Origin of the sequence: Scopulibacillus daqui (genome assembly GCF_016908855.1) — a bacterium.
In the GTDB taxonomy this organism is placed as follows: domain Bacteria; phylum Bacillota; class Bacilli; order Bacillales; family Sporolactobacillaceae; genus Scopulibacillus_A; species Scopulibacillus_A daqui.
In genome coordinates, this window is the sequence record NZ_JAFBER010000002.1 from 71,695 (window position 1) to 98,019 (window position 26,325).

The window sequence follows — 26,325 nt, forward strand, 5'->3', positions numbered from 1 at the left end:
AAGGGTTTATTTAGGTATAGCTGTAACTATAAGTATGTACCTGTAAACCTCTTTGTCAGTATCTGGCAAAGAGGTTTTTGTTTTATCATTCGAATTTGAGGAGGATTTAAATGCCGCACCTGCTTACCTTATCAGATTTATCAATTGGGACAATTAATGACATTCTGAATAGAGCGCAAGAGATACAAATTCAAAATCTTTATTGTATACAGCAAGATATCATTTGTGCCAATTTATTTTTTGAAGCGAGTACGAGAACGCGATTTAGCTTTGAGGCAGCTGAAAAGCGCTTGGGGTACCATGTCCTAAACTTCAGTGATGAAAGTTCGAGTACGCAAAAAGGTGAAAGCTTATACGACACGTTAAGAACATTAGAGGAAATTGGCGTGAAAGCGGCAGTGATCCGGCATAGGCAAGATAAATATTATGAAGATCTTCGCGGCCGATTGTCTCTGTCAATCATTAACGGCGGCGATGGGTGCAGCGATCATCCTACTCAAGCACTCTTGGATTTAATGACAATTAAGCAAGAATTCTCTTCGTTCAAAGATTTAACAGTAGCAATCATTGGAGATTTGCGGCATAGCCGTGTTGCTCGCTCAGATGCCGAGGTATTAACAAGGCTGGGCGCAAAGGTTCTTCTCTCAGGACCAAAGGAATGGATGAATAGTGAACTGCCGGGGGAATATGTCGGCATTGATGAAGCTGTAAAAACGGCAGATATTGTGATGATGCTGCGCATTCAGCATGAAAGGCATACAGATGGCATGGATCTTTCTAAAGAAGCGTATCACAAGCAGTACGGATTGACGCTGGAACGGGAACGCTTAATGAAGCCAGGAAGCATTATTATGCATCCGGCTCCCGTTAACCGGGGCGTAGAAATCGCTGACGAATTAGTGGAAGCGAAGCGTTCGAGAATATTTAGGCAAATCAACAACGGCGTTGCTGTCAGGATGGCTGTATTGGAATGGGCTGTCAATCAAACCGAGGAGGCAAAGCGGCATGAGTATACTGCTAACAAACGGTAAAGTCTTTTCAAACGGTAATCTGGAACAGAAAGATGTGTTAATTCAGGAAGGTAAAATCGCTGCGGTAGAGGATAGGATTGACGGCGGCAATCATCAAATCATCGATGCAGCGGATCAAATCGTTGCTCCCGGCTTTATTGACCTTCATGTTCATTTAAGAGAACCGGGCGGTGAACATAAAGAAACAATTAAAACAGGTACAATGGCGGCAGCCAAGGGCGGTTTCACTACTGTTGCCTGCATGCCGAATACAAACCCTGTACCCGATTGTCCGGAAGTTGTCCGCGAACTGATGGATAAAATCAAACAAGACGCGAAAGTTCGGGTTTTGCCGTACGGATCTATTACTGAAGGTTTAAAAGGTAAAAAACTGACAGATTTAAAACGTCTTCATGATGCCGGCGCCTTTGCCTTCACTGATGACGGCGTCGGGGTACAACCGGCCTCTACGATGTATGAAGCAATGAAAAACGCCGCAAGTTTGAATGTTCCGATAGTGGCTCATTGTGAAGATAATACATTGATATACAACGGGTGTGTTCATGATGGCGCTTTTGCCAAAAAACACGGATTAAACGGCATCCCAAGTATATGTGAAGCTGTACAAATTGCAAGGGACGTCCTTTTAGCAGAAGCAGCAGGCGCTCATTACCATGTTTGTCATGTCAGTACAAAAGAATCCGTACGAACGATTCGGGATGCAAAGAGAGCCGGCATTCGTGTAACGGCGGAAGTTACACCGCATCACTTGCTGTTAACAGAAGATGATATTCCGGGTATTGATACGAACTATAAAATGAATCCGCCGTTAAGATCGAAAGAGGATCGCCAAGCGTTAATTGACGGTTTATTAGACGGTACAATTGATTTTATCGCTACTGACCATGCGCCGCATGCAGCTTTTGAAAAGGCGGAACCGATAGAAAAAGCACCGTTCGGCATTGTCGGTCTGGAAACGGCTTTTCCGCTCTTATATACACATCTGGTCAAAAAAGGCGTATTAACCCTAGAAACGCTGCTGGATCGAATGACTGAAAAGCCTGCTCAGACCTTTGGGCTTCCATATGGCACGGTCAAGGCAGGGGAAACCGCAGATATTGTTGTCATTGATCTTGAACAGACATCAGTGATCAACACAAATGAATTTCTTTCAAAAGGCAAAAACACACCTTTTACGGATTGGCAATGCCAAGGCTGGCCTGTACTTACAATAGCATCAGGAGAAATCGTCTGGGATAAAGGGAGGACTTATGCATGAAACGTCAACTTATACTAGAAAACGGTGAAGTATTCATTGGAAAAGCAATCGGAGCGAAGTGTACAAACGATGGCGAGGTTGTCTTTAATACGGGCATGACCGGCTATCAAGAAATTTTATCAGACCCCTCATATTGCGGGCAAATTGTGACATTGACTTATCCGCTGATCGGAAACTACGGCATTAACCGGGATGACTTTGAATCGATTAACCCTGCGGTGGCTGGATTAATTGTTAAGCAGTCGGCTGATGTTCCCTCTCATTGGCGAAGTGAAATGTCGCTTGATCAATTGCTGCAAAATAAAAATATTCCAGGATTAGAAGGCATTGATACTCGGCGGTTAACGAAAATCATTCGTGTTCACGGCACTTTAAAAGGCCGCATCTGCGATATGGACATTGATGTCAATGAAGCGGTGCAAGAGCTTAAGCAAACCGTTCTGCCGACAGATCAAGTCTCAAAAGTATCCACAAAAGCTTCTTATACAAGCCCAGGCAATGGTCCGCGGGTGGTTCTCGTAGACTTTGGCGCCAAAAAAGGCATTTTAAGAGACTGTATTAAACAACAATTTGACGTCGTTGTGGTTCCGCACCATACGACTGCTGAAGAAATACTTAGATTACAGCCGGATGGCGTCCTTCTTTCCAACGGTCCGGGGAACCCGAAAGATGTCCCGCATGCGATCGAAATGGTTAAAGGCATATTAGGCAAAGTTCCGATCTTCGGTATTTGCCTCGGTCATCAGCTGCTTGCTCTTGCTTGCGGCGGGGATACCGAGAAAATGCGTTTCGGCCATCGGGGGTCAAACCACCCTGTCAAAGACTTAACGACAGGAAAATTTATGATGACATCGCAGAACCACAGCTTTACTGTCCGGCCGGAATCACTGAAAGACACGGACTTAAAAGTCACGCATATCGCTGTTAACGATGGAACGATTGAAGGCATGAGGCACACAAAATATTCTGCGTTCAGCGTTCAGTTCCATCCCGAAGCATCACCAGGGCCGGAAGACAGCTCAATCTTGTTTGATCAATTCCTTTTAGACATCAAGACATTTAAGAAAGCGGGGATTCAATATGCCTAAACGACACGATATCCAAAAGATTTTAGTCATTGGTTCAGGACCAATTGTGATTGGTCAAGCAGCGGAATTCGATTATTCAGGTACACAAGCTTGCCAAGCCTTAAAAGAAGAAGGCTATGAAGTGGTTTTAATCAATTCGAATCCGGCGACGATTATGACTGACGCAGAGATGGCAGATCGGGTGTATATTGAACCGTTAACACTTGAATTTGTCAGCAAGATTATCCGTAAAGAACGCCCGGATGGCATACTTGCAACACTTGGCGGGCAAACAGGGCTTAATTTAGCAACACAGCTGAGTCAATCAGGCATTTTATCAGAATACGGCATCGAGCTTTTAGGCACGAATTTAGCATCAATTGAAAAGGCGGAAGACCGGGATCAATTTAGAGCGTTAATGTATGAAATTGGAGAACCTGTTCCAGACAGTGAAATTGTAACAAACTTAGAAGAAGCCAATAAATTTGCGGAAAAAATCGGTTTCCCTCTTATAATCCGTCCAGCTTATACGCTTGGCGGCACGGGCGGCGGTATAGCAAGCAACTGGGAAGAACTGAAGACCATTGCGGCAAACGGTCTGAAACAAAGCCCGGTTCACCAAGTCTTGATTGAAAAGAGCATTGCTGGGTTTAAAGAGATCGAATTCGAAGTCATGCGAGACGCAAATGACGGCGCCATTGCGGTTTGCCACATGGAAAACTTCGATCCTGTCGGCATTCATACAGGCGACTCTATTGTAACCGCGCCTTGCCAGACACTTAGTGACCGCGATGTGCAAAGGCTTCGCAGCGTTTCTTTGAAAATAGTAAGAGCATTAAAAATCGAAGGCGGCTGCAACGTACAGTTGGCCCTCGATCCAAACAGCGACCAATATTATATTATTGAAGTTAATCCAAGGGTCAGCCGTTCTTCTGCGCTTGCCTCAAAAGCAACAGGTTACCCAATCGCTAAAGTAGCGGCAAAAATAGCAGTCGGCTATCACTTAGATGAAATCAAGAACGCTGTCACAGGAACGACTTATGCAAGCTTTGAGCCTGCGCTTGATTATGTTGTTACGAAAATTCCGCGCTGGCCGTTTGATAAATTTGATTCAGCAAACCGCAGGTTAGGCACACAAATGAAAGCGACTGGAGAAGTGCTTGCCCTGGGCCGGACGTTTGAAGAGTCTATTCTAAAAGCAGTGCGCTCTCTAGAAACAGGCGTGTCACATCTGTCGATAGAGGATGCACAAAACCAAACTGATGATGCTTTGATCCAAAGCATTGAAGAAGCTGATGACAGACGGCTGTTCTATCTTGCTGAACTATTGCGCAGAGGCTATGATGTCGAAGCGCTTTGGGCGCATACAAAAATCGACCGCTTTTTCTTAAGAAAAATAGAGAACATCATAAAAATTGAGCGGGAACTTGCCGAAAACATCGGTGATATGGCTGTTCTTTTCGAAGCCAAACAGCTTGGTTTCTCTGACAAAACCATCGCCGAACTGTGGCATATGTCTGAACAAGAAGTCTATGAAACGCGTAAAAACAACCAAATCATGCCGGTTTATAAAATGGTTGATACTTGCGCGGCAGAATTTGAATCAGAAACCCCTTATTATTACAGCACGTATGAAGAAGAAAACGAATCAATCAAAACCGATAAGCAAAGTGTCTTAGTGCTTGGGTCCGGTCCGATTCGCATCGGCCAAGGCATTGAATTTGACTATGCAACGGTTCATACGGTTTGGGCCATTAAAGAACTTGGCTATGAAGCTATTATTATTAATAATAACCCTGAAACGGTGTCGACGGATTTCAGTGTCTCAGATAAGCTTTATGTTGAACCTTTGACGGCAGAAGATGTCATGCATGTCATTGACCTGGAACAGCCGGTAGGCGTCATCGTCCAATTCGGCGGACAAACAGCGATTAATCTGGCTTCGGAACTCAGCGCCCGCGGAGTGAAAATTTTGGGAACGTCTCTTGAATCGTTGGATCAAGCGGAGGACCGTGATAAATTTGAACGTCTGCTTCAAGATTTAAACATCGCTCAGCCTGAGGGCAGGACAGCTTTTTCAACATCTGAAGCCTTGCGTATTGCTGAAAACATCGGCTACCCGGTATTGGTTCGTCCGTCTTATGTCTTGGGAGGACGCGCAATGGAGATTGTTTACCGCAAAGAAGAGCTTGAACATTATATGACAAGCGCGGTTAAAGTCAATCCGCTCCATCCGGTTTTAATTGACCGTTATCTGACTGGCATTGAAATCGAGGTTGACGGTATCTGTGATGGCGAAAATGTGTATATACCGGGCATTATGGAGCATATCGAAAGGGCAGGCGTTCACTCAGGCGACTCAATCGCTGTATATCCGCCGCAAAGCTTAACAGCCGAATTAAAACAAAAAATCATTGATACAACCATTAAACTTGCCCGCGGCCTCAAAATTGTCGGTCTCTTAAATATACAGTTTGTCATTCATGATAATGAAGTTTACGTTATCGAAGTCAATCCAAGATCGAGCCGCACGGTGCCATTTTTAAGTAAAATTACCGGCGTGCCAATGGCTAATTTGGCAACGAAAGCGATTCTTGGCAAAGACCTGCCGTCAATGGGCTATGAAACAGGCTGCCATCCTGAACAGGACGAAGTTTTTGTTAAAGTGCCAGTCTTCTCCTTTGCAAAATTAAGAGATGTTGATATCACTTTAGGACCGGAAATGAAATCAACCGGCGAAGTGATGGGCAGAGATTTCACGTTAGAAAAGGCTTTATACAAAGGGCTTTTAGCCAGCGGAATTGTTATTCCAACTCATGGTTCGGTATTGTTCACGATCGCTGATAAAGATAAGCAAGAAGCGCTGCCAATGGTTAAGCGGTTTGCGGATATCGGCTATAACATTATGGCAACCGAAGGAACAGCAAAGTTTATTCAATCACAGGGTATCTCTGTAACAACAGTGAATAAGGTAGGGGGTGAAAGTCCTAATCTGCTTGAAGTCATTAAGCAAGGAGAAGCGCAGTTTGTCATTAATACACTAACGAAAGGGAAACAGCCGGCTAGAGACGGCTTCAGAATCCGGAGAGAATCCGTTGAAAACGGCGTTGTCTGCTTAACCTCCCTGGATACTGCAGAAGCTTTGCTGAGAGTGCTTGAATCCTTATCTTTCTCTGCAAATTGGATGCCAAAGTTTGAAACAAAAAAGAGAGTGACAGTCTAACATGATCAATGCTAAGATGCTCGTGATCCAAAATAGCCCAATAGCTGAAAATATTTTTGAACTTAAAGTACAAGGCGAACTCGCATCGCACGTAAAGGCGCCCGGGCAATTTGTCCATATCAAAATCGGCGACTTTATCGATGCTATGTTAAGGCGCCCGATCAGCATCTGTGATGTTGATAAAGACAGCCATGTGCTGACAATGATATATCGTACTGACGGCAAGGGGACGAAAAGATTGTCACAGTGTATCGAAGGCGAAATGCTTGAGATATTAGGCCCGTTAGGCAATGGCTTTCCTATTGAAACGGTGAAAGCCGGCGCACACGCCATTTTAGTCGGCGGGGGAGTTGGCGTCCCCCCGCTTTACTATCTATCGAAGCAATTGAAAGAAAAAGGTGTGCAAGCGACCCATATTCTCGGTTTCCAAACAGAAGAGATTGTTTTCTATGAAAAAGAATTCAATCACTTAGGCCCGGCTTATGTAGCGACGGCAGATGGAACGAAAGGAACAAAAGGATTCGTAACAGATGTATTAAAGGAACAAGATTTTGTTTATGACGTGATGTATGCCTGCGGTCCGATACCGATGCTAAAGGCATTAGAAACAAATTATAATGGAAAACCCCTTTACCTGTCCTTGGAACAGCGGATGGGATGTGCCATTGGCGCTTGTCTCGCCTGTGTTTGTGAAACGCAAGACCGAACTGATTCAAAAGGATACAGGAAAGTATGCAGCGACGGACCAGTATTTAAAGCTGGAGAGGTGATTCTGCCATGTTAAATGTATCATTGCCAGGACTAAATATGAAAAACCCTGTCATGCCGGCTTCCGGATGTTTTGCTTTCGGCCGTGAGTTCAACAATTTTTACGATCTTAATGAACTTGGTGCGATCGCTATCAAAGCAGCGACTAAAGAAGCCCGGTTCGGCAATCCGACGCCTCGGGTGGCTGAAACGCCAGGCGGCATGCTTAATGCGATTGGACTGCAAAATCCTGGTGTGGATAAAATCATCAGCGAAGAGCTTGAATGGCTGAAATCATTTGAAACGCCGATTATCGCAAATATTGCCGGTTCACAGATTGAAGACTATGTTTATACGGCGGAACAGCTCTCCAAACACAGCCGGGTAAGCGCGCTTGAACTTAATATTTCTTGTCCGAATGTAAAGGAAGGCGGCATCGCGTTCGGTACTGTTCCTGAGATTGCTGCTGATTTAACGGAAAAAGTTAAAGCCGTCTCCGAAGTGCCGGTGTATGTTAAGCTGTCTCCGAATGTGAGCGATATAATAGCCATGGCAAAAGCAGTTGAAGAGGCTGGTGCCGACGGGTTGTCGATGATTAACACTTTACTTGGGATGAGAATTGATTTAAAAACCGGCCAGCCGATTTTAGCAAATAAAATGGGCGGACTAAGCGGCCCTGCAATCAAGCCCATTGCCATTAGAATGATTTATGAAGCCAGTCAACATGTAAACATACCAATCATTGGCATGGGCGGTATTGAAAACGCCGATGATGTGGTTGAGTTTTTCTTAGCCGGGGCGAGTGCAGTTGCTGTCGGAACCGCTAATTTTATTGATCCGCTTTGCTGTCCAAAAATCATTTCAGCACTCCCTGATAAGCTGAAAGAAATGAATGTTAACCATATCAATGATCTAAAAGGAAGGAGCTGGCGGTCATGTCAGAAAACGTCATCATCGCGCTAGATGTTGCGACCCATCAAGAGGTATCATCTTTATTAACAAAGATTGACCGTAAGCAACTTTATGTCAAAGTTGGCATGGAGCTGTATTATCAAGAAGGCCCTGAACTGATAAAAGCGTTAAAAAACCAAGGACATGATATTTTTCTTGATTTAAAGCTGCATGATATTCCGACAACTGTATACAAAGCGATGAAGGGGCTTGCCAAGCTTGATGTTGATATGGTTAATGTTCATGCCGCCGGAGGACAAAAAATGATGAGAGCGGCGCTGGAGGGGCTGGATGAAGGAACGCCATCCGGAAAGACACGCCCGCTTTGCATTGCCGTGACGCAGTTAACGAGTACAGATCAAGCGTTATTAGAAAATGATATCCTTATTCATCAGCCTCTGGAACAAGTCATTTTAACTTATGGAAGAAAAACGTTTGAAGCTGGCTTGGATGGCGTTGTTTGTTCGCCTTTAGAAGCTGGAAAAGTTAAAGAATATATATCTAAAGACTTCTTAGCGGTTACACCCGGAATCCGCCTAAAAGGCGATGATTCGAACGATCAAAAACGTGTCACAACACCAAAACAAGCGAGAATGCTCGGCAGTGATTATATCGTTGTCGGCAGAAGTGTAACGCAGGCGCCTGAACCTTCAGCAGCGTATAGCCGCGTTTTAGAAGAATGGAGGAATGATCATGAATGAACAAATGACAATTGCTGAAAAGCTTCTAGACATTAATGCAGTTATTCTAAAGCCCAACGATCCTTTTACATGGTCATCCGGTTTAAAGGCGCCGATTTATTGTGATAACCGATTGACGCTTAGTTATCCAAAGACCAGAAAAATGATTGCTGATAGTTTCGTTAAAGTGATTAAAGAAAATTATCCTGAAGCCGAAGTGATTGCCGGGACAGCGACAGCAGGTATTCCTCATGCGGCATGGATCAGCGAGCGCTTGGATTTACCGATGGCTTATGTCCGCGGATCCGCTAAGGGGCATGGGAAAAAGAAACAAATCGAAGGGCAAGTGCTCTCTGGACAAAAAGTTGTCATTATTGAAGATTTAATCTCTACCGGAGGCAGCGTCATTAAAGCAGCAGAAGCTCTAAAAGCAGCCGGTGCAATGATTCTTGGCGTTGCGGCGATCTTTTCTTATCAGCTCCCCAAGGCTGCCGAAAACCTCGAAGCAGCCGGATTAAATTGGACGACGTTAACAGACTTTAAGCACTTGATTGAACTTGCCGTTAATAAGAAAATAGTAGATGAACAGCAGCTGGAACAATTGAAATTATGGCATCAAAATCCTGAAAGCGAGGAGTGGTATTTTGCGGAAAATGCCGGGGGAGGAATTCGATAAGCTCGTTGATTTCTTTGACGCTATGGCACAAACGAAATGGCTGAGTGCTATCCATAAGGAGCTTATTCACCGAACAGGTTCATGGAGCGGCCTGAATGTTTTGGATGTCGGGTGCGGGACAGGACGCCTTTTGTTAAAAGGCGGAAAAAACGCAGAAAAACTAACGGGTATCGACTTATCCAGCAGGATGATTGACAGGTGCCGGGAAATTGCTGAGGAAGCGGATTATCAGCATTGCGAATTTCTTGTCGGAGATGCTTATGATTTACCTTTTAGCGCTGAAAGCTTTGATCTGGCTTTATCAACATGCGTGATGTTTTTGCTTCCTGAACCCGAAAGAGGCATTAGCGAGATAGCGCGAGTCATTAAGCGCGGCGGGAAAGCGGCTATGCTGAATCCGTCAGTTTACTTGACTGAACACGCGGTTGATGATTATTGCAGCAAACATCAAATTAAGGATTTTGAAAAAACAACCATGAAACAATGGTCCAAAGTAGCAGCGAAGCGTCACAGTTATGATGAAGCGGCGCTTAATGCCTTATTAAATGATTATGGGTTTCAAGAGGCTGAGCACTGTCCCGTGTTAGATGGCTTAGCTTATATAACCATTGCAAAAAAATAACAGGCAACTAGAAAAGCCATCCGCTTCCTCAAGACTGAGGATGGGCGGATGGCTCTTTGCGCATTTTCATCACAAGCTGTTCGTCAGGTGTGACATAGACCGTCTTTTGATGATCGTATATAACAAAGCCAGGTTTTGCGCCGCTGGGTTTTCTGACATGTTTAATCAGTGTATAGTCGACCGGGACGCGGCTTGATAATCTTGATTTGCTGAAGTAAGCGGCAAGATTTGCGGCCTCCATCAATGTCTCCTGCGAAAAATCTTTGCTCCGGATAACAACATGAGAACCCGGAATATCCTTTGTATGCAGCCATGTTTCATGACTGTTGGCTTCTTTAGTTGTTAAGAAGTCGTTTTGTTTGTTGTTTTTGCCGATTAAAATAAGCGTGCCATCACTTGAATAATATTTCTCCAATTCAGGTTTGGATTTTTTATTTTTGGGTTTGCTTCTGTTCTTTCTTTTAAGGTAGCCGCCGTCTTCTAATTCTTCGCGAATTTCATCAATGTCTTTCAAAGAAGCTGATTCAATTTGCTGCAAAAGACGTTCAAAATAGTCAATTTCTTCTATTGTCTTTTCAATTTGCTGCTCAACCATTATTTTGGCGTTTTTAGCTTTATTATATTTTTTGAAATAAGCTTGGGCGTTTTCCGACGGTGATAGATTTGGATTTAACGGGATTGATATTTTATCTTGATTTTCATCATAGTAGTTAATCACTTCTACATTCTTATCGCCTTGTTTAATCATGTGCATATGCGCAGTCAGCAGCTCGCCGTACAGCTGATATGTTTTTGCTTCTTTTGATTGTTCTAACGTCCGGTATAATTTTTTTAGTTTTGTTTGATTCTTTTTAAGTTCATTCATTATAAAATGGCTGAGATCGCCGGCGCGCTGTTTAACAAGATCCGATTCTGCTTTTATCAAATAATAATCTTCGAGCATTTGATGGATGTTTTCATAAAACTTCCGCTGACCCGATAAGTGGGTGATGTCAAGGACATGGAATTGGTCTTTGCCTTGGTCTTGGTAGATAATGTTCGGCTTGTAATCACTTTGTTTAATATCCTTTTGCACTTCAAAAAAAGCTTTTAAAACGGCATCTCTCGTCGGCAGGCCCGCCCGGTGCAATATCTCTTTAGATAAAAGCGGCGAAAATCCGCCGATATGATTAACGAGCTGACGATCAATTTTTCCGGCATTGAAATCGAGAACTTTTAATAAGTCTTGTTCGGCTGCTTCGAGCGGATCAAATTTATCTTGCGGCGGAGGAGACACATAAGTTTGTCCAGGCAGAACAGTCCGGTAACGATTCACCGATGGCGATAGGTGTTTGATGCTGTCTATGATGCGTCCAGATGCCTTCTCTGTTAAAATAATATTACTGTGTTTACCCATTAATTCAATAATTAACCTTTTGTAGATGATATCTCCAAGTTCGTCGCGAGTGCGGAAATCTATATGAATGATTCTTTCAAATCCGTTTTGGTTAATAGCTTCGATGATGCTGCCTTCTAAATGTTTTCGAAGCAGCATGCAAAACATCGATGGCTCCTTTGGGTTTTCCGCTGCGGCAGTAATGAGATGGCACCTTGCAAATTGGGCATTTGCTGAGAATAATAGTTTATAGTTTTTCCTTTGGGAGCGGATATGAAATAATAAATCTGTCTTATTCGGTTGGTAAATTTTAGTCACTCTGCTTCCGGTTAACAATGTCTGCAATGATTCTGTTACCGCCCGAGTGACAATGCCATCATAAGCCATTTGTTATCTCTCCTTTTTTTGCCGGATCGTATGATAGAAGGCCGGCGCGGATTTTTCAAGTGCCATTGCTATACTTTATTATAGCATGCCATTGTTATCAATACATGGCTTAGCATTTGTATAGATTGAGGGGAATTCCTTCTGACTTGTTGGTAAACGTAAAGTTGTATAAAATAATATCGTGGATGTGATAATATGTTGCTGAGTATGACGGGATACGGAAGGGCGTTCAATGATACCGGGAAACACCGGATCAGCGCAGAGATTAAATCGGTTAATCATAGATATTTGGATATATCGCTTAATATACCTAGACAGCTTATCTACTTGGAAGATAAAATGAAACAAATCATTAAAAAGTCTGTTAAAAGAGGCAAAGTTTATTTATACTTAACAATTGACGGAGAACCTTTATCATCGCAAAAGGTTGATGTTAATTGGCCCCTTGTTGAACAATACATAGAGGCTTTCCACCAATTGGAAGACCGTTATTCGATTAAAAATAATATCCAAATGTCCCATTTTCTTGAATGTCAAGATATATTTATAGCTAACGAAACGGCGTTAGATTTAAATGATGTAGAGAATGATATTCTAAAAGTTGTTCATCAATCAGTTGAAGAGCTGTGTGCTATGCGGCAAAAAGAAGGGGAAAATATCGCTGAAGACCTTTCCGGGCGCCTCGGCCTTTTAGAGAAAAAATTGAATGAGCTAAAGGACGAAGCACCGCATGTTAAAGAGCAATATAAACAACGGCTTGAAAAACATGTGAAAGAATTTCTGGAAGGCCATGCTGAAATTGACGAGCAAAAGCTTTATAATGAAGTGGCTGTCTTTAGCGATAAATCTAACATTGATGAGGAATTAACAAGGCTTGACAGCCATATTAACCAATTTGCGGCTTTTATGGTTCAAACGGAACCGGTAGGACGCAAGCTTGATTTTCTTATTCAAGAAATGAACCGGGAAATTAATACGATTGGCTCGAAAGGAAATAATGCCGCCATTAGCCGTCATGTTGTGGATATAAAAAGTGAATTAGAGAAAATAAGAGAACAAGTGCAAAATATTGAATAAGATTGTTCAAAAAACAGCTGCGGAACCAGAGGTACGGCGTCTCGAGGACCGAAGCCGCGAAGGATGCTTCTCGACATATGCTGCAAGAGCCGGACGAGAAATTGTTCCGCCGGTCTTTTTGAACTTCTTGAATAGGCGATAAGTAGTTATTGGGGGTAAAATTTATGATAAATTTAATAAATATAGGCTTCGGTAATATTGCCTCAGCCAATCGGATTATTTCAATTGTGAGTCCGGAATCTCAACCGATCAAGCGATTAATAAAAGTCGCCCGCGACCAAAATAAATTAATTGATGCGACATACGGGCGCAGAACGCGGGCGGTAATCGTTATGGACAGCGATCATGTCATTTTATCATCGGTACAGCCGGAGACCGTATCGCAAAGGCTGATTCAACATGAAGATGTCAGTGAAGAGAGTTAATAACTGGAGGATTAAATATGGCTTTTAAGGAAAAAGGATTGCTCGTTGTTTTATCAGGTCCATCAGGCGTCGGGAAAGGGACTGTGTGCCGGGCGCTCAGAAGCCGCGGCACTGATTTGCAGTACTCTATTTCTGTTACAACGCGCGCGCCGCGTGAGGGCGAAGAAGAAGGCGTTCATTATTTTTTTAAATCAAAAGAAGAATTTAAAAAGATGATTGAAGACAAGAAGCTGCTTGAATGGGCTGAGTATGTCGGCAACTATTATGGAACGCCAATAGATTATGTAAAAGAAACCCTTGATAAAGGTCAGGATGTTATTCTTGAAATTGAAGTGCAAGGGGCGATGCAAGTAAAGCAAAACTTTCCTGAAGGAACGTTTATTTTTCTTGCGCCGCCAAGCCTGTCAGAGTTAAAAAAACGTATTCAATCAAGGGGTACGGAATCGCTTGATTTAATTGAAAACCGTTTGAAAGTCGCAAAAGAAGAAATTGAAATGATGAAACACTATGACTATGTTGTGGAAAACGATGAAGTTGAAAGGGCATGCGATCGTATTGAAGCCATTGTAACGGCAGAGCATTGCAAACGAGAGCGCCTGATAGAAAAATACAAAAAATTGTCGGAGGTTGACTAACAATGATGTTATATCCATCTTTGGATCATCTTTTAGAAAAAATTGATTCCAAATATACACTTGTTACTTTATCGGCGAAGCGTGCGAGAGAGCTGCTTAACGATAATGCCCCTTTGCTTGAAAATACAAAATCGGATAAGTATATAGGCAAAGCGTTAGAGGAAATTAATGAAGGTTTAATAACGTTAGGAAACAAATGATCGGCAACAACCTCATAGGTTGTTGTTTTTTCATATGACTATATTTCTAAGCGGTATTCTGGCATGATGAACAACCGCTTGATGCCGGATTCTTCGCAGTAAGGAGAGATAGGAATGTCGATTAAAAATAAATGCATCTTATTATGTGTAACTGGAGGCATTGCGGCGTATAAGACAGCTATTCTGACAAGCATGCTGAAAAAAGCGGGGGCTGATGTCCGGATTTTAATGTCTAGATCGGCAAAGCACTTTATTGGCGCATCAACATTTCAAGGATTGTCGAGGGAACCGGTATATGACGATATATTTATAGAACATCAGGCCGATCAGATTGCTCATATCGATTTAGCCGATCGTGCTGACTTAGTCATCGTAGCGCCGGCAACTGCAAATATCATTGGGAAAATGGCCAACGGCATTGCTGATGATATGATAACAACGACAATATTGGCAACAAAAGCGCCGGTTTGGGTGGCACCGGCGATGAATGTCAATATGTATCAGCATCCGGCGGTCACACAAAACATTGAACGTTTAAAAAGCATCGGCTATAAGATGATTGAACCGGGTGAAGGGCTGCTGGCTTGCGGATGGGTTGGACAAGGCCGGCTGGCAGAACCTGAAGCCATTTATCAAATGATTGCGGCGTATTTTAATCAAAACCAGGGTCCTCTCAAGGGAAAAAACATCCTAGTGACAGCTGGTCCGACTCGTGAAAGCATAGATCCAGTCCGCTATTTTTCAAATTATTCTTCCGGCAAGATGGGCTATGCAATAGCTCAAGCGCTTCGGGATAAAGGCGCAGATGTGACGCTTATTTCCGGTCCTGCTCAGTTAACGCCGCCGGACGATGTCGAAGTGGTTTATATCGAATCTACGCTGGAGATGTATGAAGAAGTCATGAAACGCTATCCGAAGGCTGATGCAGTTGTCAAGTCAGCGGCGGTCAGCGATTATAGGCCAAAACACACGAGCCAGCATAAAGTCAAAAAGTCAGAAGGGCCAGTCACAATTGAAATGGTTCGCAATCCCGATATTTTAAAAGAATTGGGCGAGAAAAAGGAACAGCAAATTTTGATTGGGTTTGCCGCTGAAACAAGAGACGTTGCTGACTATGCCAAGAAAAAATTAGAGAATAAAAACTTAGACATGATTGTTGCCAATAATGTCTTAGAAGCTGATGCAGGCTTCCAGTCAGATACAAACCGTGTGACTTTCTTTTATCGTCACGGAAAAACTGAGAGTTTTGAACTTCTCTCCAAAAATGTTGTAGCCAATCACTTGGCCGACGCTCTTATTTCGTTGTTTGAAGAGAGAGAGCAGCATGATTGCTGAAGTCATTGTTGATATTCCTGTTAAGCAAACGGACAAACCTTTTGATTATAAAATCCCGGAATCATTTTTGTCTTTAATTCAGCCCGGAATGAGAGTTGTTGTTCCTTTTGGCAATAGAAAGCGGCTGGGATTTGTCATTCGGATCAAAAAAGAATCCGAACTGACGAATTTAAAAGAAATTGATTCAATGATTGATCATGAGCCGGTATTGACGAATGAACTCATCGAACTGGGCGGCTGGCTGTCTAAAACCGCGCTTTGTTTGAAAATCACAGCCTATCAAGCCATGCTTCCGGCAGCCATGAAAGCAAGCTATAAAAAGTATTTAAGGATTGTCCATCCTGAGGAGTTACATGAGCGCTGGCCGGAGAGTTTATCTTTTTTAAACGGCTATTATAACAAAGAATGGGGTCAAATTCTAAAAAAAGCCACTGAGGATGAGCTGATCATTATCCAAAAAGCGCTTCAAGAGGGCTGGGCGGTTCTAGAGCAAGCTGTTGGCGATCAAAGCACATCCAAAAGAATAAAATCGATTGGCACTGAGCTTTCGAAAGCTGAGCTTGAGAAGGCTTATGATCAATTAGATCAGCGGGCAAAAAAGCAAAGGGAGGCGCTCGCTTATTTTATCAATCAAGATCAGCGCCATTTTATCCCTTTGGCCCGCTTTCTCGAAGAGACAGGTGTAGGTCGATCGTCAGTCAAAAGTCTGATAGATAAAGGGCTGCTTTTAGAAAAGGATGTTGAACAATTTCGCGATCCCTACAGTCATTCCGACATTAAAAGCACTGAACCGCTTCCTCTAACAATTGAACAACAAAAGGTTTTGGAACCGATTGTTCGTGATATTGAAGAACATCAACATCAAGTATACCTTTGCCATGGCGTTACAGGCAGCGGAAAAACCGAGATTTATTTGCAAGCGATTGATAAGGTCATTAAAAAAGGAAAAGAGGCCATTGTCCTTGTACCGGAAATTGCCTTAACCCCGCAGATGGTTCATCGTTTTAAAGGGCGCTTCGGTTCAGATGTCGCTGTTCTCCACAGCGGTCTAAGCCGCGGTGAAAAATACGATGAGTGGCGCAAAATCAACCGCGGCGAGGTCAGTGTTGTTGTCGGCGCCCGTTCGGCTGTCTTTGCGTCCTTTAAAAACCTTGGCATTGTTATTATTGATGAAGAGCATGAGACCAGCTATAAGCAAGAAGAAAGTCCAAGATACCATGCGCGTGATGTCGCCATTTTCCGCGGGCGATATCATAGTTGTCCTGTTGTATTGGGAAGCGCCACACCTTCTCTGGAATCCTTTGCCCGTGCACAAAAGGGCGTTTACCAGTTAGCGCCTCTGTACAGCCGCGTTAATCAGCAGCCCCTACCTGAAGTGACAATGGTAGATATGCGTGAGGAATTAAGGAGCGGCAATCGTTCAATGTTTTCCAAACAGCTTTTTTCAAAATTGAACGATCGGCTGGAAAAAGGCGAGCAGAGCGTATTGTTTTTAAATCGAAGAGGCTACGCCACCTTTGTGATGTGCCGTGACTGCGGATATGTGGTTCAGTGCCCGCACTGTGATATTTCTCTCACTTACCACCGGCGCCAAGGCCGGCTCAAATGTCATTACTGCGGGTATGAGGAAATGCTTCCAGACCATTGTCCATCATGCCAAAGCGAATATATGCGATATTTTGGCACCGGAACACAAAAGGTGGAAGAAGCGCTGACACAATTATTGCCTGAGGCGCGGGTTATCCGGATGGACGTTGACACAACGAATAAAAAAGGTGCGCACGAAAACTTGCTTAAAGCTTTCGGCGACGGCAAAGCGGACATCTTACTCGGCACACAGATGATTGCAAAAGGTTTGGACTTCGCTAATGTCACACTGGTCGGGGTGCTTGCCGCGGACTCGATGCTGCATCTTCCCGATTTTCGTGCTTCAGAAAAAACTTTTCAATTGTTAACGCAAGTAGCGGGACGTGCCGGACGCCATCGGCTGAAGGGTGAAGTTGTTATACAAAGCTATACCCCTGATCATTATGCGATTGTCGATGCCGGAAATCATGACTATCAATCATTTTATCAAAAGGAAATGCTCGCGCGCCGTCAAAGACAGTATCCGCCATATTTCTATTTAACATTAATTACCGTTTCTCATGTTGATTTCACGAAAGTTGTTGATGCTACGGAAAAAATCGCCCGATATTTAAAACAGAGGCTGTCTAATGAAGCCATTATCTTGGGTCCGGTTGCCCCGCCAATACCGCGCATCAAAGATAGATATCGTTATCAGTGCATGATAAAATATAGAAATGAGCCCAATTTAATAAATGTATTGAAGGAATGCCAAAATCATTTTCAAGATATTCATTCGAAAGACGCTTTAAAAGTAACAATAGATATTAATCCGTATTTATTGATGTAGTAATATAGAAACAAACTTTTGAAAAAGGATGATTACATGAACGTCGTTTTTATGGGAACGCCTGATTTTTCTGTACCAGTATTGCAGCAGTTGATAGATGACGGTTATTCCGTTAAAGCGGTTGTCACACAGCCGGATCGTCCAAAAGGCAGAAAAAAACAACTGATGGCAACACCGGTTAAACAATTGGCGCTGAAACACCAAATCCCGGTGCTTCAGCCAGAAAAAATAAAAGATGCGGAATCTGTTCGCGCCGTATTATCTTATGAACCAGATCTTATTGTAACGGCGGCTTATGGACAAATACTGCCTGAATCATTGTTAAATGAACCAAGCTTCGGGTGCATTAATGTCCATGCTTCTCTCTTGCCTGAGTACCGCGGCGGCGCACCGATACACAAGGCGATTATTGACGGCAAGAATAAGACAGGTGTAACGATTATGTATATGGTCAAAGCTTTGGATGCCGGGGATATATTATCACAAGTGGAAGTGCCGATCGGCGAAGACGACAATGTTGGAACGATGCATGATAAGCTCAGTGCTGCAGGTGCGGCATTGTTATCTCAGACGATCCCTGATTTAATTGAAGGGAAAATAACGCCCGTGCCCCAAAATGATGAGAAAGCTACTTTTGCTCCGACAATCACCCGCAAAGATGAGAAAATTGACTGGCATTTGCCGGGCGAAGCTGTCTATAACTTGATCAGAGGTTTAGATCCGTTCCCTGGGGCTTATACAACATTAGATGATAAAGTATTTAAAATATGGCGCTCAAAGAAGGTGCCGCTAAAAGAAACGGCCGATGCCGGAGAAATCGTGCAAGTCGATAAAGACGGCTTTACGGTTGCAACAGGAAATCAGACAGCAATAAAAATATTAGAATGTCAACCGGCGGGCAAAAAGAGGATGAGCTGTGAACAGTTCCTTAGAGGCCAAGCCTTATCCCCCGGCATTAAACTAGGTGGTTAATATGGCGAAATCAATCACAAATCCTAGAGAATTAGCTTTAGATATATTAATAAAAGTTGAAAAAAACCATGCATACAGTCAGCTGCTGCTTCATGATACGATTAAACGCCATCCGTTAAATCCAAAAGATACCGGACTCTTGACCCAGCTGGTCTACGGTGTGCTGCAACGAAAATTAACATTAGACTATTATTTGCATGCTTATGTTGATAAGAAAAAGAAAATGGCTGCTTGGGTCAAATGGCTGCTTTATTTATCTATTTATCAAAAGGTATATTTAGACAAAATACCTGACCATGCTGTTGTTAATGAAGCGGTTACGATCGCCCGCCGCCGTGGACATAAAGGGATTGCCGGCTTTGTAAATGGTGTGCTTAGACAAATGATGAGAAAAGGATTTCCGGATCTTTCGGACATTGACTCGAAAAGTCACCGTCTGTCTATTAAGTACAGTCATCCCTATTGGCTTATTGAAAGATGGATTCAGCTCTATGGCGAAGATGAGGCTTTGGCTGTTTGTGAGACGAATAACCAGCCTGCGCCCGTTACATTGCGAGTCAATCAACTGAAGACAAATAGAGAAATGCTGATTCAAACACTGGCGGATGCCGGCATAGAGGCACATGAAGGTCATGTCGCTCCGGAAGCTGTGTCGATTGCAAGCGGTCCTGCGGCTGATACTAAGGCATTTAGGGAAGGGCTGTTTACCATCCAAGACGAGAGTTCGATGCTTGTCGCACATGCCTTGGATGTAAAACCCGGCATGGATGTTTTGGATGCTTGTGCCGGACCCGGCGGGAAAACAGGGCATATTGCAGAGAAAATGGCTAACAGTGGATCTATTCACGCCCTTGACTTACATGCCCATAAGACGAAACTTATCGATCAGCAAGCAGAACGGTTAGGGATTGATATCATACATACAAAAGCCCTCGATGCCAGAGAAGCAGCACGCGTTTTCTCTGAAAAAAGCTTTGATCGCATTTTAATCGATGCCCCGTGCTCGGGCTTCGGCGTGATTAGACGCAAACCTGAAATAAAATGGGAGAAAACTGCAAATGACGTTGAACAAATTGCAAAAGTCCAGGCAGATATTCTCAATGCAGTTGCGCCGCTTGTAAAAACCGGCGGCAAACTCGTATATAGTACGTGCACGATAGACCAAAAGGAAAATATTGACACGGTGACGCGTTTTCTAAAAGACCATGCTGATTTTGAGGTCGATGAAACCCTTTATAAAAGGATGCCCGCTGTTGTTCAAAAATACGGGCAATGGGAAAACCGCGGGATGGTACAAATATTGCCTCACCAATTTGAGACAGATGGATTTTTTATCAGTTGCCTGAAAAAAGTTTGACATTTTTGGAGCGCCTAGGGAGGTGGCATATTGAAAGCGGTATTTAAGACAGACTGCGGGAAAGTCAGAACGCATAACGAAGACAGCGGCGGCATTTTCGAACAATCTGAACGATTATTGGCTGTTATTGCTGATGGGATGGGCGGCCACCGCGCTGGAGATGTAGCCAGCCAACTAGCTATAAAGCACATCAAAGAAAAATGGGAACAAATTGATGAGCGCAAATTAGATGCGGCTGAAGCGGCTGAATGGCTAAATGAAGCCATTGTGTCCGCTAATCAAGAGCTGTATCATTATGCGTCTGAACATGAGGAGTGCCGCGGCATGGGGACAACAATTGTTTGCGCTTTATGCTTAGACAAACATTTGATAGTCTCACATGTCGGAGACAGCCGCTGTTATTTTATGACATCTAATGGCGAGCTAAGTCAAATAACAGAAGATCACTCTCTTGTTAATGAATTGGTGAAATCCGGCCAGCTGTCGGAAGCAGATGCCGAATACCATCCGAGAAAACATGTCCTGTTGCGGGCGTTAGGCACTGAGCCGGAAATCAATATTGATACAGTTAAATTGACATGGGAGAAAGACTGTAAAATATTATTATGCTCGGACGGTTTATCTAATAAATTGTCGGATGATGATCTGCAAAATATTTTAAGTGAACAGGCGTCACTCGAAGAACAGGCTGAAGCGCTTATTCAATATGCCAATAACGCTGGAGGCGAGGATAATATTACATTAGTTATTGTCGAACAAACAGATGGTGAGGCTTTATGATTGGCAGAAGATTAAGCGGAAGGTATGAAATCATTTCCCGGCTCGGGGACGGCGGCATGGCCATTGTTTATAAAGCGCAGGATCTCATATTGGAAAGGCTTGTCGCAGTTAAGGTTTTGCGCAGCGAATTTTCTAATGACGAAGATTTTATCCGGCGATTTCGAAGAGAGGCAGAATCAGTTTCCAGTCTCTCGCATCCTAATATTGTCAGTATTTACGATATTGGCGAGGAAGAAGATTGTTATTTTATTGTAATGGAATATGTAGACGGCGAAACATTAAAGGATTTTATTAAAGAACATTCGCCCGTAGCAATCTCCGAAGCCGTTTATATTTTGAAACAAATGGCATCAGCCCTTGAACATGCCCATGAATACGGGATTGTCCACCGGGATATAAAGCCTCACAATATCTTGATCGATGAACAAGGAATCGTTAAAGTTACTGATTTCGGCATTGCGGTTGCGATGAATTCAGCGACGATTACTTTTACAAATTCCATTATGGGTTCAGCGCATTATTTGTCGCCTGAACAAGCTAAAGGCAGCAAGGCAACAATTAAGTCCGATATATATGCATTAGGCATTGTAATGTATGAATTATTAACAGGACAGCTTCCATTTCCAGGCACGTCGCCTGTGACAGTTGCCTTAAAGCATTTAAATGAGCCATTGCCGCTTCCGAGCAAATATCGTTCTGATATTCCGCAAAGCATAGAAAATATTGTTATAAAAGCGACAGCTAAAGACCCCAAATTCCGTTACGAAAATATGTCCGAGTTTTATCAGGATCTTGAAACGGCATTGGATCCAAACAGGCAGAATGAACCGCGGCTTATATTAGAGGAAGACTATGAAAATGATGAAGAGAAAACAAAGATCATCCCGGCAATTAAAGACAATCAAGACGAATCCCATAAGAATATAAATAAAGATCCGCCGCAAACCGATCAAGGAAAAACTAGAAAGAAAAAGACTAAAAAGATACTGTGGATCACGATTATTGTGTTTTTATTGCTCATTGGCGCCGGCATTCTGTCAATAACGGTTATGCCTAATATCTTTTATGTTAAAGATACAACTGTACCTGATGTTAAAGGCAAAACGTATCAGCAGGCGATGGATGAATTTAAAAAACGCCATTTATATATTGATCGGAAGGATATCCCTGATGATAAAATTAAAAAAAATCATGTTATAAAAGTAAATCCAAAAGAAAACTCGGTGGTCAAAGAAGGCTCCACAGTGACTTTATACATTAGTGAAGGGCCGAGGAAAATACATGTAGGCGATTATGTTGGTTATGAAAAAGACACTGTCAAACAACTTTTAAAGGGCAGGAAGTATAAAGATATCATTTGGAAAAAGGAAGCATCAGACACTGTCTCTAAAGGTGAAGTCATGAAGCAGAACCCGTCGCCGGGATCTGAAGTTGTCGGACCTGACACAGTATTAGAATTAACATACAGCACCGGCCCGCCGCAAGTCACTGTCCCTGATCTGCACGGGATGTCAAAAGCTGACGCAGAGGCGGCGCTTAATAACAGCCAATTGCGTCCTGACTTTAAAGATGGCGACTATTCTGATTCTGTCTCAAAGGATCATGTGCTTAAACAGCAGCCGGCAAACGGGGAATCAGCCGGCAAAAACTCAACAGTGACTGTTTATTTGTCAAAAGGAGAAAAGCTTGAACCGCAAAAAATAACCAAAAAAATTAAAGTAACTGTTGATGAGCCAGCGCAAGCTGATCCTGATGATAAAGATAAGAATCATTCTAAAGACGATGATCATCATAAAAAACAGAGTGATGATGAAAAAGATGACAAATCTGTCCAACCTGTTCATGTGCAAATATATTATAGTGATGCAGAGCATGATCATGATGTTTTTGTTGATGAGACAATCAAGAAGTCGAAAACTTATAAGCTGCCTTTAACCATTAAGCCGCACGAAAGCGCTCATTATAAAGTATTGGTTGATGGAAAGGCAGAAAAGGAAGAGACAGTGGACTATGATGAAGCGAAAAAATAAATAATATAAGGAGGGTTTTATGCCGGAAGGAAGAATTATCAAGGCATTAAGCGGTTTTTATTATGTAGAATACAATGATGAAATCATACAGTGCCGCGGACGGGGAAACTTTCGGAAAAAGAAGGTTTCCCCTCTTGTCGGGGATTTTGTAACATTTGAGGCGGAACAGCCGACAGATGGTTATATTCTCGAGATTAAAGACAGGAAAAATGAATTGAATAGGCCGCCTATTGCCAATGTTGACCAGGCGGTTCTTGTCATGTCGGCTTGCGAACCGGCCTTTGATGATGTGCTGCTTGACCGCCTATTGGTTCACATTGAATCGAAAGACATTCAACCCATTATTTGCATAACTAAACTTGACTTAGTCAGCGGTCATCATCAGAAAACCATTGCTCATTATGCTGACTGTTATCGAAATATCGGCTACCCTGTTGTATTGACGTCCAGCAAAGATCAAAAAGGCATAGATGAGTTCAAACAATACTTTGACGGCAAGATCAGTGTTTTAGCCGGTCAATCCGGTGTAGGCAAGTCATCCTTGTTGAATACGCTGGATTCATCATTTAACATTGAAACGGATGAAATTTCTCGCCATTTGGGAAGAGGAAAGCATACCACGCGCCATGTTGAATTACTTCCGATTGGAAATGGGTATATTGCTGATACGCCGGGATTCAGTTCGTTGGAATTTACGGACATTGACGAAAATGAGCTGTCTCTCTGTTTTCCGGAAATGAGAAACTTAAGTGCTGAATGCAAATTCAGGGGATGCACCCATTTAGCAGAACCTCAGTGTGCGGTAAAGGAAGCCGTTTCCGACGGAAAAATAAGTGAACACCGTTACCAACACTATAAACAATTTTATGAGGAAATAAAAAATAGAAAGAGGCGTTATTAATATGCGGATAGCACCGTCAATATTAGCAGCAGATTTTGCGAATCTGGAAAATGAAGTAAAAGATGTTGAACCCTATGTAGACCTATTGCATATCGATGTGATGGACGGTCATTTTGTTCCAAATATCACGATGGGACCTAATGTTGTACAAGCGCTGAAGCCGAAAACACAATGTGAATTAGATGTTCATTTAATGATCGAACATCCCGATCGCTATATCCCCGATTTTATAAAAGCAGGCTCGGATATGATTTCCGTTCATGTTGAATCCTGTCCTCATTTGCATCGGACGATTCAACTCATTAAGCAGGCCGGTGTTAAAGCCGGTGTTGTCCTGAATCCGGCCACACCTGTCGAATCTATCAAAACTATCTTGCCGGATGTAGATTTTGTTTTGATTATGACCGTTAATCCAGGTTTCGGCGGGCAAAGCTTTATTGAGTCCATGCTTGAGAAAATCAAAGAAGTGAAATCTATCATTGATGCCAAAGGGTTAGATGTAAAAATCGAAGTGGACGGGGGCATTAATCCCGAAACATTGCAGAAATGCAAAGAAGCAGGTGCAAGCATATTTGTAGCCGGATCGGCGATCTTTAATCATGAAGATCGCAAGGCTGCGATAGAACAGCTCCGGGGTGCTTAGTGTAAATAAGCTGTACGCCTAGCCAGAGGTGTACAGCTTATTTACGCATTGGTTTTCACGGCAAGTGTTCGTTGACATTTATTTTCATATTGAACTCGCGGTATAAGAAAGGGGCAGCAAACGTTAATGCAGAAAACACAGATCCGTATCATGACAGAAACGGCATTAATGACGGCAATAAGCGTTGTGCTTAGTTTTATCCAAATTAGAGGACCGTGGGCAGCCGGCGGCTCAATCTCTTTAGAAATGGTGCCGTTAATCATTTTATCATTTCGTCGAGGTGTCAAATGGGGTATGGCAGCCGGCGTCATTTACGGGCTAATCAATTTTATGTTTAATCCGTATTATGTGCATCCTGTTCAGCTTATTTTGGATTATCCGCTTGCTTTTGGACTGCTTGGTTTATCGGGGATTTTTATTTTAAAGGAAAGCGAAACAAAGGTTCTTGCATTAATTAAATTGATAGCGGGCGTCACTATCGGATGCTTTGCTAGGTTTGTCAGTCATTTCGCATCAGCTATGATTTTCTTCGGTTCGTCTGCTCCTAAAGGGCAGCCGGTAGCCTTATATGCCTTTATATACAATATTAGCTATATCGGCCCATCCTATATCATAGCTTTATTTGTCCTTATTTTAATGTTTTTGACCGCTCCGCTCTTAATAAGGAGGCAAAGATAAATGAAACAAGTAGCTATTTTAGCCGGCGGCCCGCAAAACCTTGTTCCGCCGTTTGACAGCGATCAGCTGAAAGACTGCGAATGGGTAGGTGTTGACAGAGGACTTTATTATTTATTAAAGGCGGGGATACGTCCAATCCGCGCTTTTGGCGATTTTGATTCCATTTCTAAAGCAGAGCGCCGGTGGATTGATCAAGAACACATTGAGTTAACCGTTTATCCTGCGGAGAAAGACTTCACTGATATGGAGATAGCCGTTAATTGGGTAATAGAACAGCAGCCGGAACATTGTTACCTTCTTGGAGCTACCGGAGGAAGAATGGATCATGGTCTTTTGAACATACAACTGCTATATAAAGGATTACAAGCTGGTGTGAATTTTAAAATCCTTGACAAGCAAAATGAAATCACGCTTTTAAAACCCGGCTCATATCATGTCAGTAAACAAAATGAGTTCCCATATATTTCTTTTGTGCCGTTTTCTAAAAAAATCACAGGCATTCATTTAAAAGGATTCAAGTATCCTTTAGAAAATGCCGAACTTCATTTAGGCTCATCATTGTGCATAAGCAATGAATTAATCGAACCTAAAGGGACGGTTGCTTTTGATAATGGATTATTGCTGATGATAAAAAGTTGTGACCGGGACATCCAAAAAATCGGATGATAAGGGTACTATTTTTAAATTAATGAATATACTAGTAACAAGAAGCTCTGTTTTTATAGGTTTATAGATGGAGAATGGCGTGAAATGCAAGGAGGAGGACTATGAAATTTTACACCATTAAATTACCGAAGTTCCTTGGCGGGTTTGTCAAAGTTATCCTCGGTTCGTTTCGCAAAGGATAAAACAAGCGGCA

General features: G+C 42.8%; 25 protein-coding genes. 24 read left to right on the top strand and 1 reads right to left on the bottom strand.

What is annotated here, in order from left to right; genetic code table 11:
* Positions 1–110 precede the first annotated feature (110 nt).
* The 9 genes from JOD45_RS02370 to JOD45_RS02410 are packed head-to-tail and all read left to right on the top strand — an operon-like array spanning position 111 to position 10,255.
* Positions 111–1,031 (top strand): aspartate carbamoyltransferase catalytic subunit, encoded by a 921-nt coding sequence (locus tag JOD45_RS02370; RefSeq protein WP_205002264.1) that lies wholly within the window; start codon positions 111–113, stop codon positions 1,029–1,031.
* Positions 1,006–2,289 (top strand): dihydroorotase, encoded by a 1,284-nt coding sequence (locus JOD45_RS02375; RefSeq protein ID WP_205002265.1) that lies wholly within the window; start codon positions 1,006–1,008, stop codon positions 2,287–2,289. The genes JOD45_RS02370 and JOD45_RS02375 overlap by 26 nt, the downstream gene beginning before the upstream one ends.
* Positions 2,286–3,377, top strand: a complete 1,092-nt coding sequence (locus JOD45_RS02380; protein ID WP_205002266.1) for a carbamoyl phosphate synthase small subunit — start codon at positions 2,286–2,288, stop codon at positions 3,375–3,377. The genes JOD45_RS02375 and JOD45_RS02380 overlap by 4 nt, the downstream gene beginning before the upstream one ends.
* Positions 3,370–6,579 carry a carbamoyl-phosphate synthase large subunit gene (gene carB, locus JOD45_RS02385; protein WP_205002267.1) on the top strand — a complete coding sequence of 1,070 codons (3,210 nt, stop codon included), beginning with the start codon at positions 3,370–3,372 and terminating at the stop codon, positions 6,577–6,579. The genes JOD45_RS02380 and carB overlap by 8 nt, the downstream gene beginning before the upstream one ends.
* 1 nt (position 6,580) lies before the next feature.
* Positions 6,581–7,363, top strand: a complete 783-nt coding sequence (locus tag JOD45_RS02390; protein ID WP_205002268.1) for a dihydroorotate dehydrogenase electron transfer subunit — start codon at positions 6,581–6,583, stop codon at positions 7,361–7,363.
* Positions 7,357–8,289: a dihydroorotate dehydrogenase gene (locus tag JOD45_RS02395; RefSeq protein ID WP_205002269.1), complete on the top strand. Its 933-nt coding sequence runs from the start codon at positions 7,357–7,359 to the stop codon at positions 8,287–8,289. Before JOD45_RS02390 ends, JOD45_RS02395 begins: the two co-directional genes overlap by 7 nt.
* Entirely contained in the window at positions 8,262–8,978 is a 717-nt protein-coding gene (pyrF, locus tag JOD45_RS02400) for an orotidine-5'-phosphate decarboxylase (RefSeq protein WP_205002270.1), read from the top strand. Before JOD45_RS02395 ends, pyrF begins: the two co-directional genes overlap by 28 nt.
* Positions 8,971–9,633: an orotate phosphoribosyltransferase gene (gene pyrE, locus JOD45_RS02405; protein WP_205002271.1), complete on the top strand. Its 663-nt coding sequence runs from the start codon at positions 8,971–8,973 to the stop codon at positions 9,631–9,633. Before pyrF ends, pyrE begins: the two co-directional genes overlap by 8 nt.
* Positions 9,611–10,255: a class I SAM-dependent methyltransferase gene (locus JOD45_RS02410; RefSeq protein WP_239549042.1), complete on the top strand. Its 645-nt coding sequence runs from the start codon at positions 9,611–9,613 to the stop codon at positions 10,253–10,255. Before pyrE ends, JOD45_RS02410 begins: the two co-directional genes overlap by 23 nt.
* Positions 10,256–10,283: 28 nt before the next feature.
* Here JOD45_RS02410 and JOD45_RS02415 read toward each other — a convergent pair whose 3' ends face one another.
* A complete protein-coding gene (locus tag JOD45_RS02415) occupies positions 10,284–12,017 on the bottom strand; it encodes an Rqc2 family fibronectin-binding protein (RefSeq protein WP_205002273.1) in 1,734 nt (577 codons plus the stop codon).
* 195 nt (positions 12,018–12,212) lie between these two features.
* Here JOD45_RS02415 and JOD45_RS02420 point away from each other — a divergent pair, with 195 nt between their 5' ends.
* From JOD45_RS02420 to spoVM, 15 genes are all read left to right on the top strand, one after another.
* Positions 12,213–13,094 carry a YicC/YloC family endoribonuclease gene (locus JOD45_RS02420; RefSeq protein WP_205002274.1) on the top strand — a complete coding sequence of 294 codons (882 nt, stop codon included), beginning with the start codon at positions 12,213–12,215 and terminating at the stop codon, positions 13,092–13,094.
* Positions 13,095–13,258: 164 nt separating this feature from the next.
* On the top strand, positions 13,259–13,519 hold the full coding sequence (remA, locus tag JOD45_RS02425; protein WP_205002275.1) for an extracellular matrix/biofilm regulator RemA: 261 nt from the start codon (positions 13,259–13,261) through the stop codon (positions 13,517–13,519).
* 17 nt (positions 13,520–13,536) lie between these two features.
* The gene (gene gmk / locus JOD45_RS02430) at positions 13,537–14,154 is read left to right on the top strand and encodes a guanylate kinase (RefSeq protein ID WP_205002276.1); all 618 of its coding nucleotides are present in this window, start codon (positions 13,537–13,539) and stop codon (positions 14,152–14,154) included.
* 5 nt (positions 14,155–14,159) lie between these two features.
* Positions 14,160–14,354, top strand: a complete 195-nt coding sequence (gene rpoZ / locus JOD45_RS02435; protein ID WP_205002453.1) for a DNA-directed RNA polymerase subunit omega — start codon at positions 14,160–14,162, stop codon at positions 14,352–14,354.
* A 114-nt stretch (positions 14,355–14,468) separates the two neighbouring features.
* Entirely contained in the window at positions 14,469–15,689 is a 1,221-nt protein-coding gene (gene coaBC / locus JOD45_RS02440; protein ID WP_205002277.1) for a bifunctional phosphopantothenoylcysteine decarboxylase/phosphopantothenate--cysteine ligase CoaBC, read from the top strand.
* Positions 15,679–18,105: a primosomal protein N' gene (gene priA / locus JOD45_RS02445; protein ID WP_205002278.1), complete on the top strand. Its 2,427-nt coding sequence runs from the start codon at positions 15,679–15,681 to the stop codon at positions 18,103–18,105. The genes coaBC and priA overlap by 11 nt, the downstream gene beginning before the upstream one ends.
* A 36-nt stretch (positions 18,106–18,141) precedes the next feature.
* A complete protein-coding gene (fmt, locus tag JOD45_RS02450; RefSeq protein WP_205002279.1) occupies positions 18,142–19,077 on the top strand; it encodes a methionyl-tRNA formyltransferase in 936 nt (311 codons plus the stop codon).
* A 1-nt stretch (position 19,078) separates the two neighbouring features.
* A complete protein-coding gene (gene rsmB, locus JOD45_RS02455; RefSeq protein ID WP_205002280.1) occupies positions 19,079–20,434 on the top strand; it encodes a 16S rRNA (cytosine(967)-C(5))-methyltransferase RsmB in 1,356 nt (451 codons plus the stop codon).
* Between the two features lie 30 nt (positions 20,435–20,464).
* Positions 20,465–21,214, top strand: a complete 750-nt coding sequence (locus tag JOD45_RS02460; RefSeq protein ID WP_205002281.1) for a Stp1/IreP family PP2C-type Ser/Thr phosphatase — start codon at positions 20,465–20,467, stop codon at positions 21,212–21,214.
* A complete protein-coding gene (gene pknB, locus JOD45_RS02465; RefSeq protein WP_205002282.1) occupies positions 21,211–23,244 on the top strand; it encodes a Stk1 family PASTA domain-containing Ser/Thr kinase in 2,034 nt (677 codons plus the stop codon). Before JOD45_RS02460 ends, pknB begins: the two co-directional genes overlap by 4 nt.
* Before the next feature lie 19 nt (positions 23,245–23,263).
* Positions 23,264–24,145 carry a ribosome small subunit-dependent GTPase A gene (gene rsgA / locus JOD45_RS02470; RefSeq protein WP_205002283.1) on the top strand — a complete coding sequence of 294 codons (882 nt, stop codon included), beginning with the start codon at positions 23,264–23,266 and terminating at the stop codon, positions 24,143–24,145.
* A 1-nt stretch (position 24,146) separates the two neighbouring features.
* The gene (gene rpe, locus JOD45_RS02475) at positions 24,147–24,788 is read left to right on the top strand and encodes a ribulose-phosphate 3-epimerase (RefSeq protein WP_205002284.1); all 642 of its coding nucleotides are present in this window, start codon (positions 24,147–24,149) and stop codon (positions 24,786–24,788) included.
* Between the two features lie 126 nt (positions 24,789–24,914).
* Positions 24,915–25,466: an energy-coupled thiamine transporter ThiT gene (thiT, locus tag JOD45_RS02480; RefSeq protein ID WP_205002285.1), complete on the top strand. Its 552-nt coding sequence runs from the start codon at positions 24,915–24,917 to the stop codon at positions 25,464–25,466.
* Positions 25,467–26,132 carry a thiamine diphosphokinase gene (locus JOD45_RS02485; RefSeq protein ID WP_205002286.1) on the top strand — a complete coding sequence of 222 codons (666 nt, stop codon included), beginning with the start codon at positions 25,467–25,469 and terminating at the stop codon, positions 26,130–26,132.
* Between the two features lie 101 nt (positions 26,133–26,233).
* Positions 26,234–26,314, top strand: a complete 81-nt coding sequence (gene spoVM / locus JOD45_RS02490; RefSeq protein WP_205002454.1) for a stage V sporulation protein SpoVM — start codon at positions 26,234–26,236, stop codon at positions 26,312–26,314.
* Positions 26,315–26,325 lie beyond the last annotated feature (11 nt).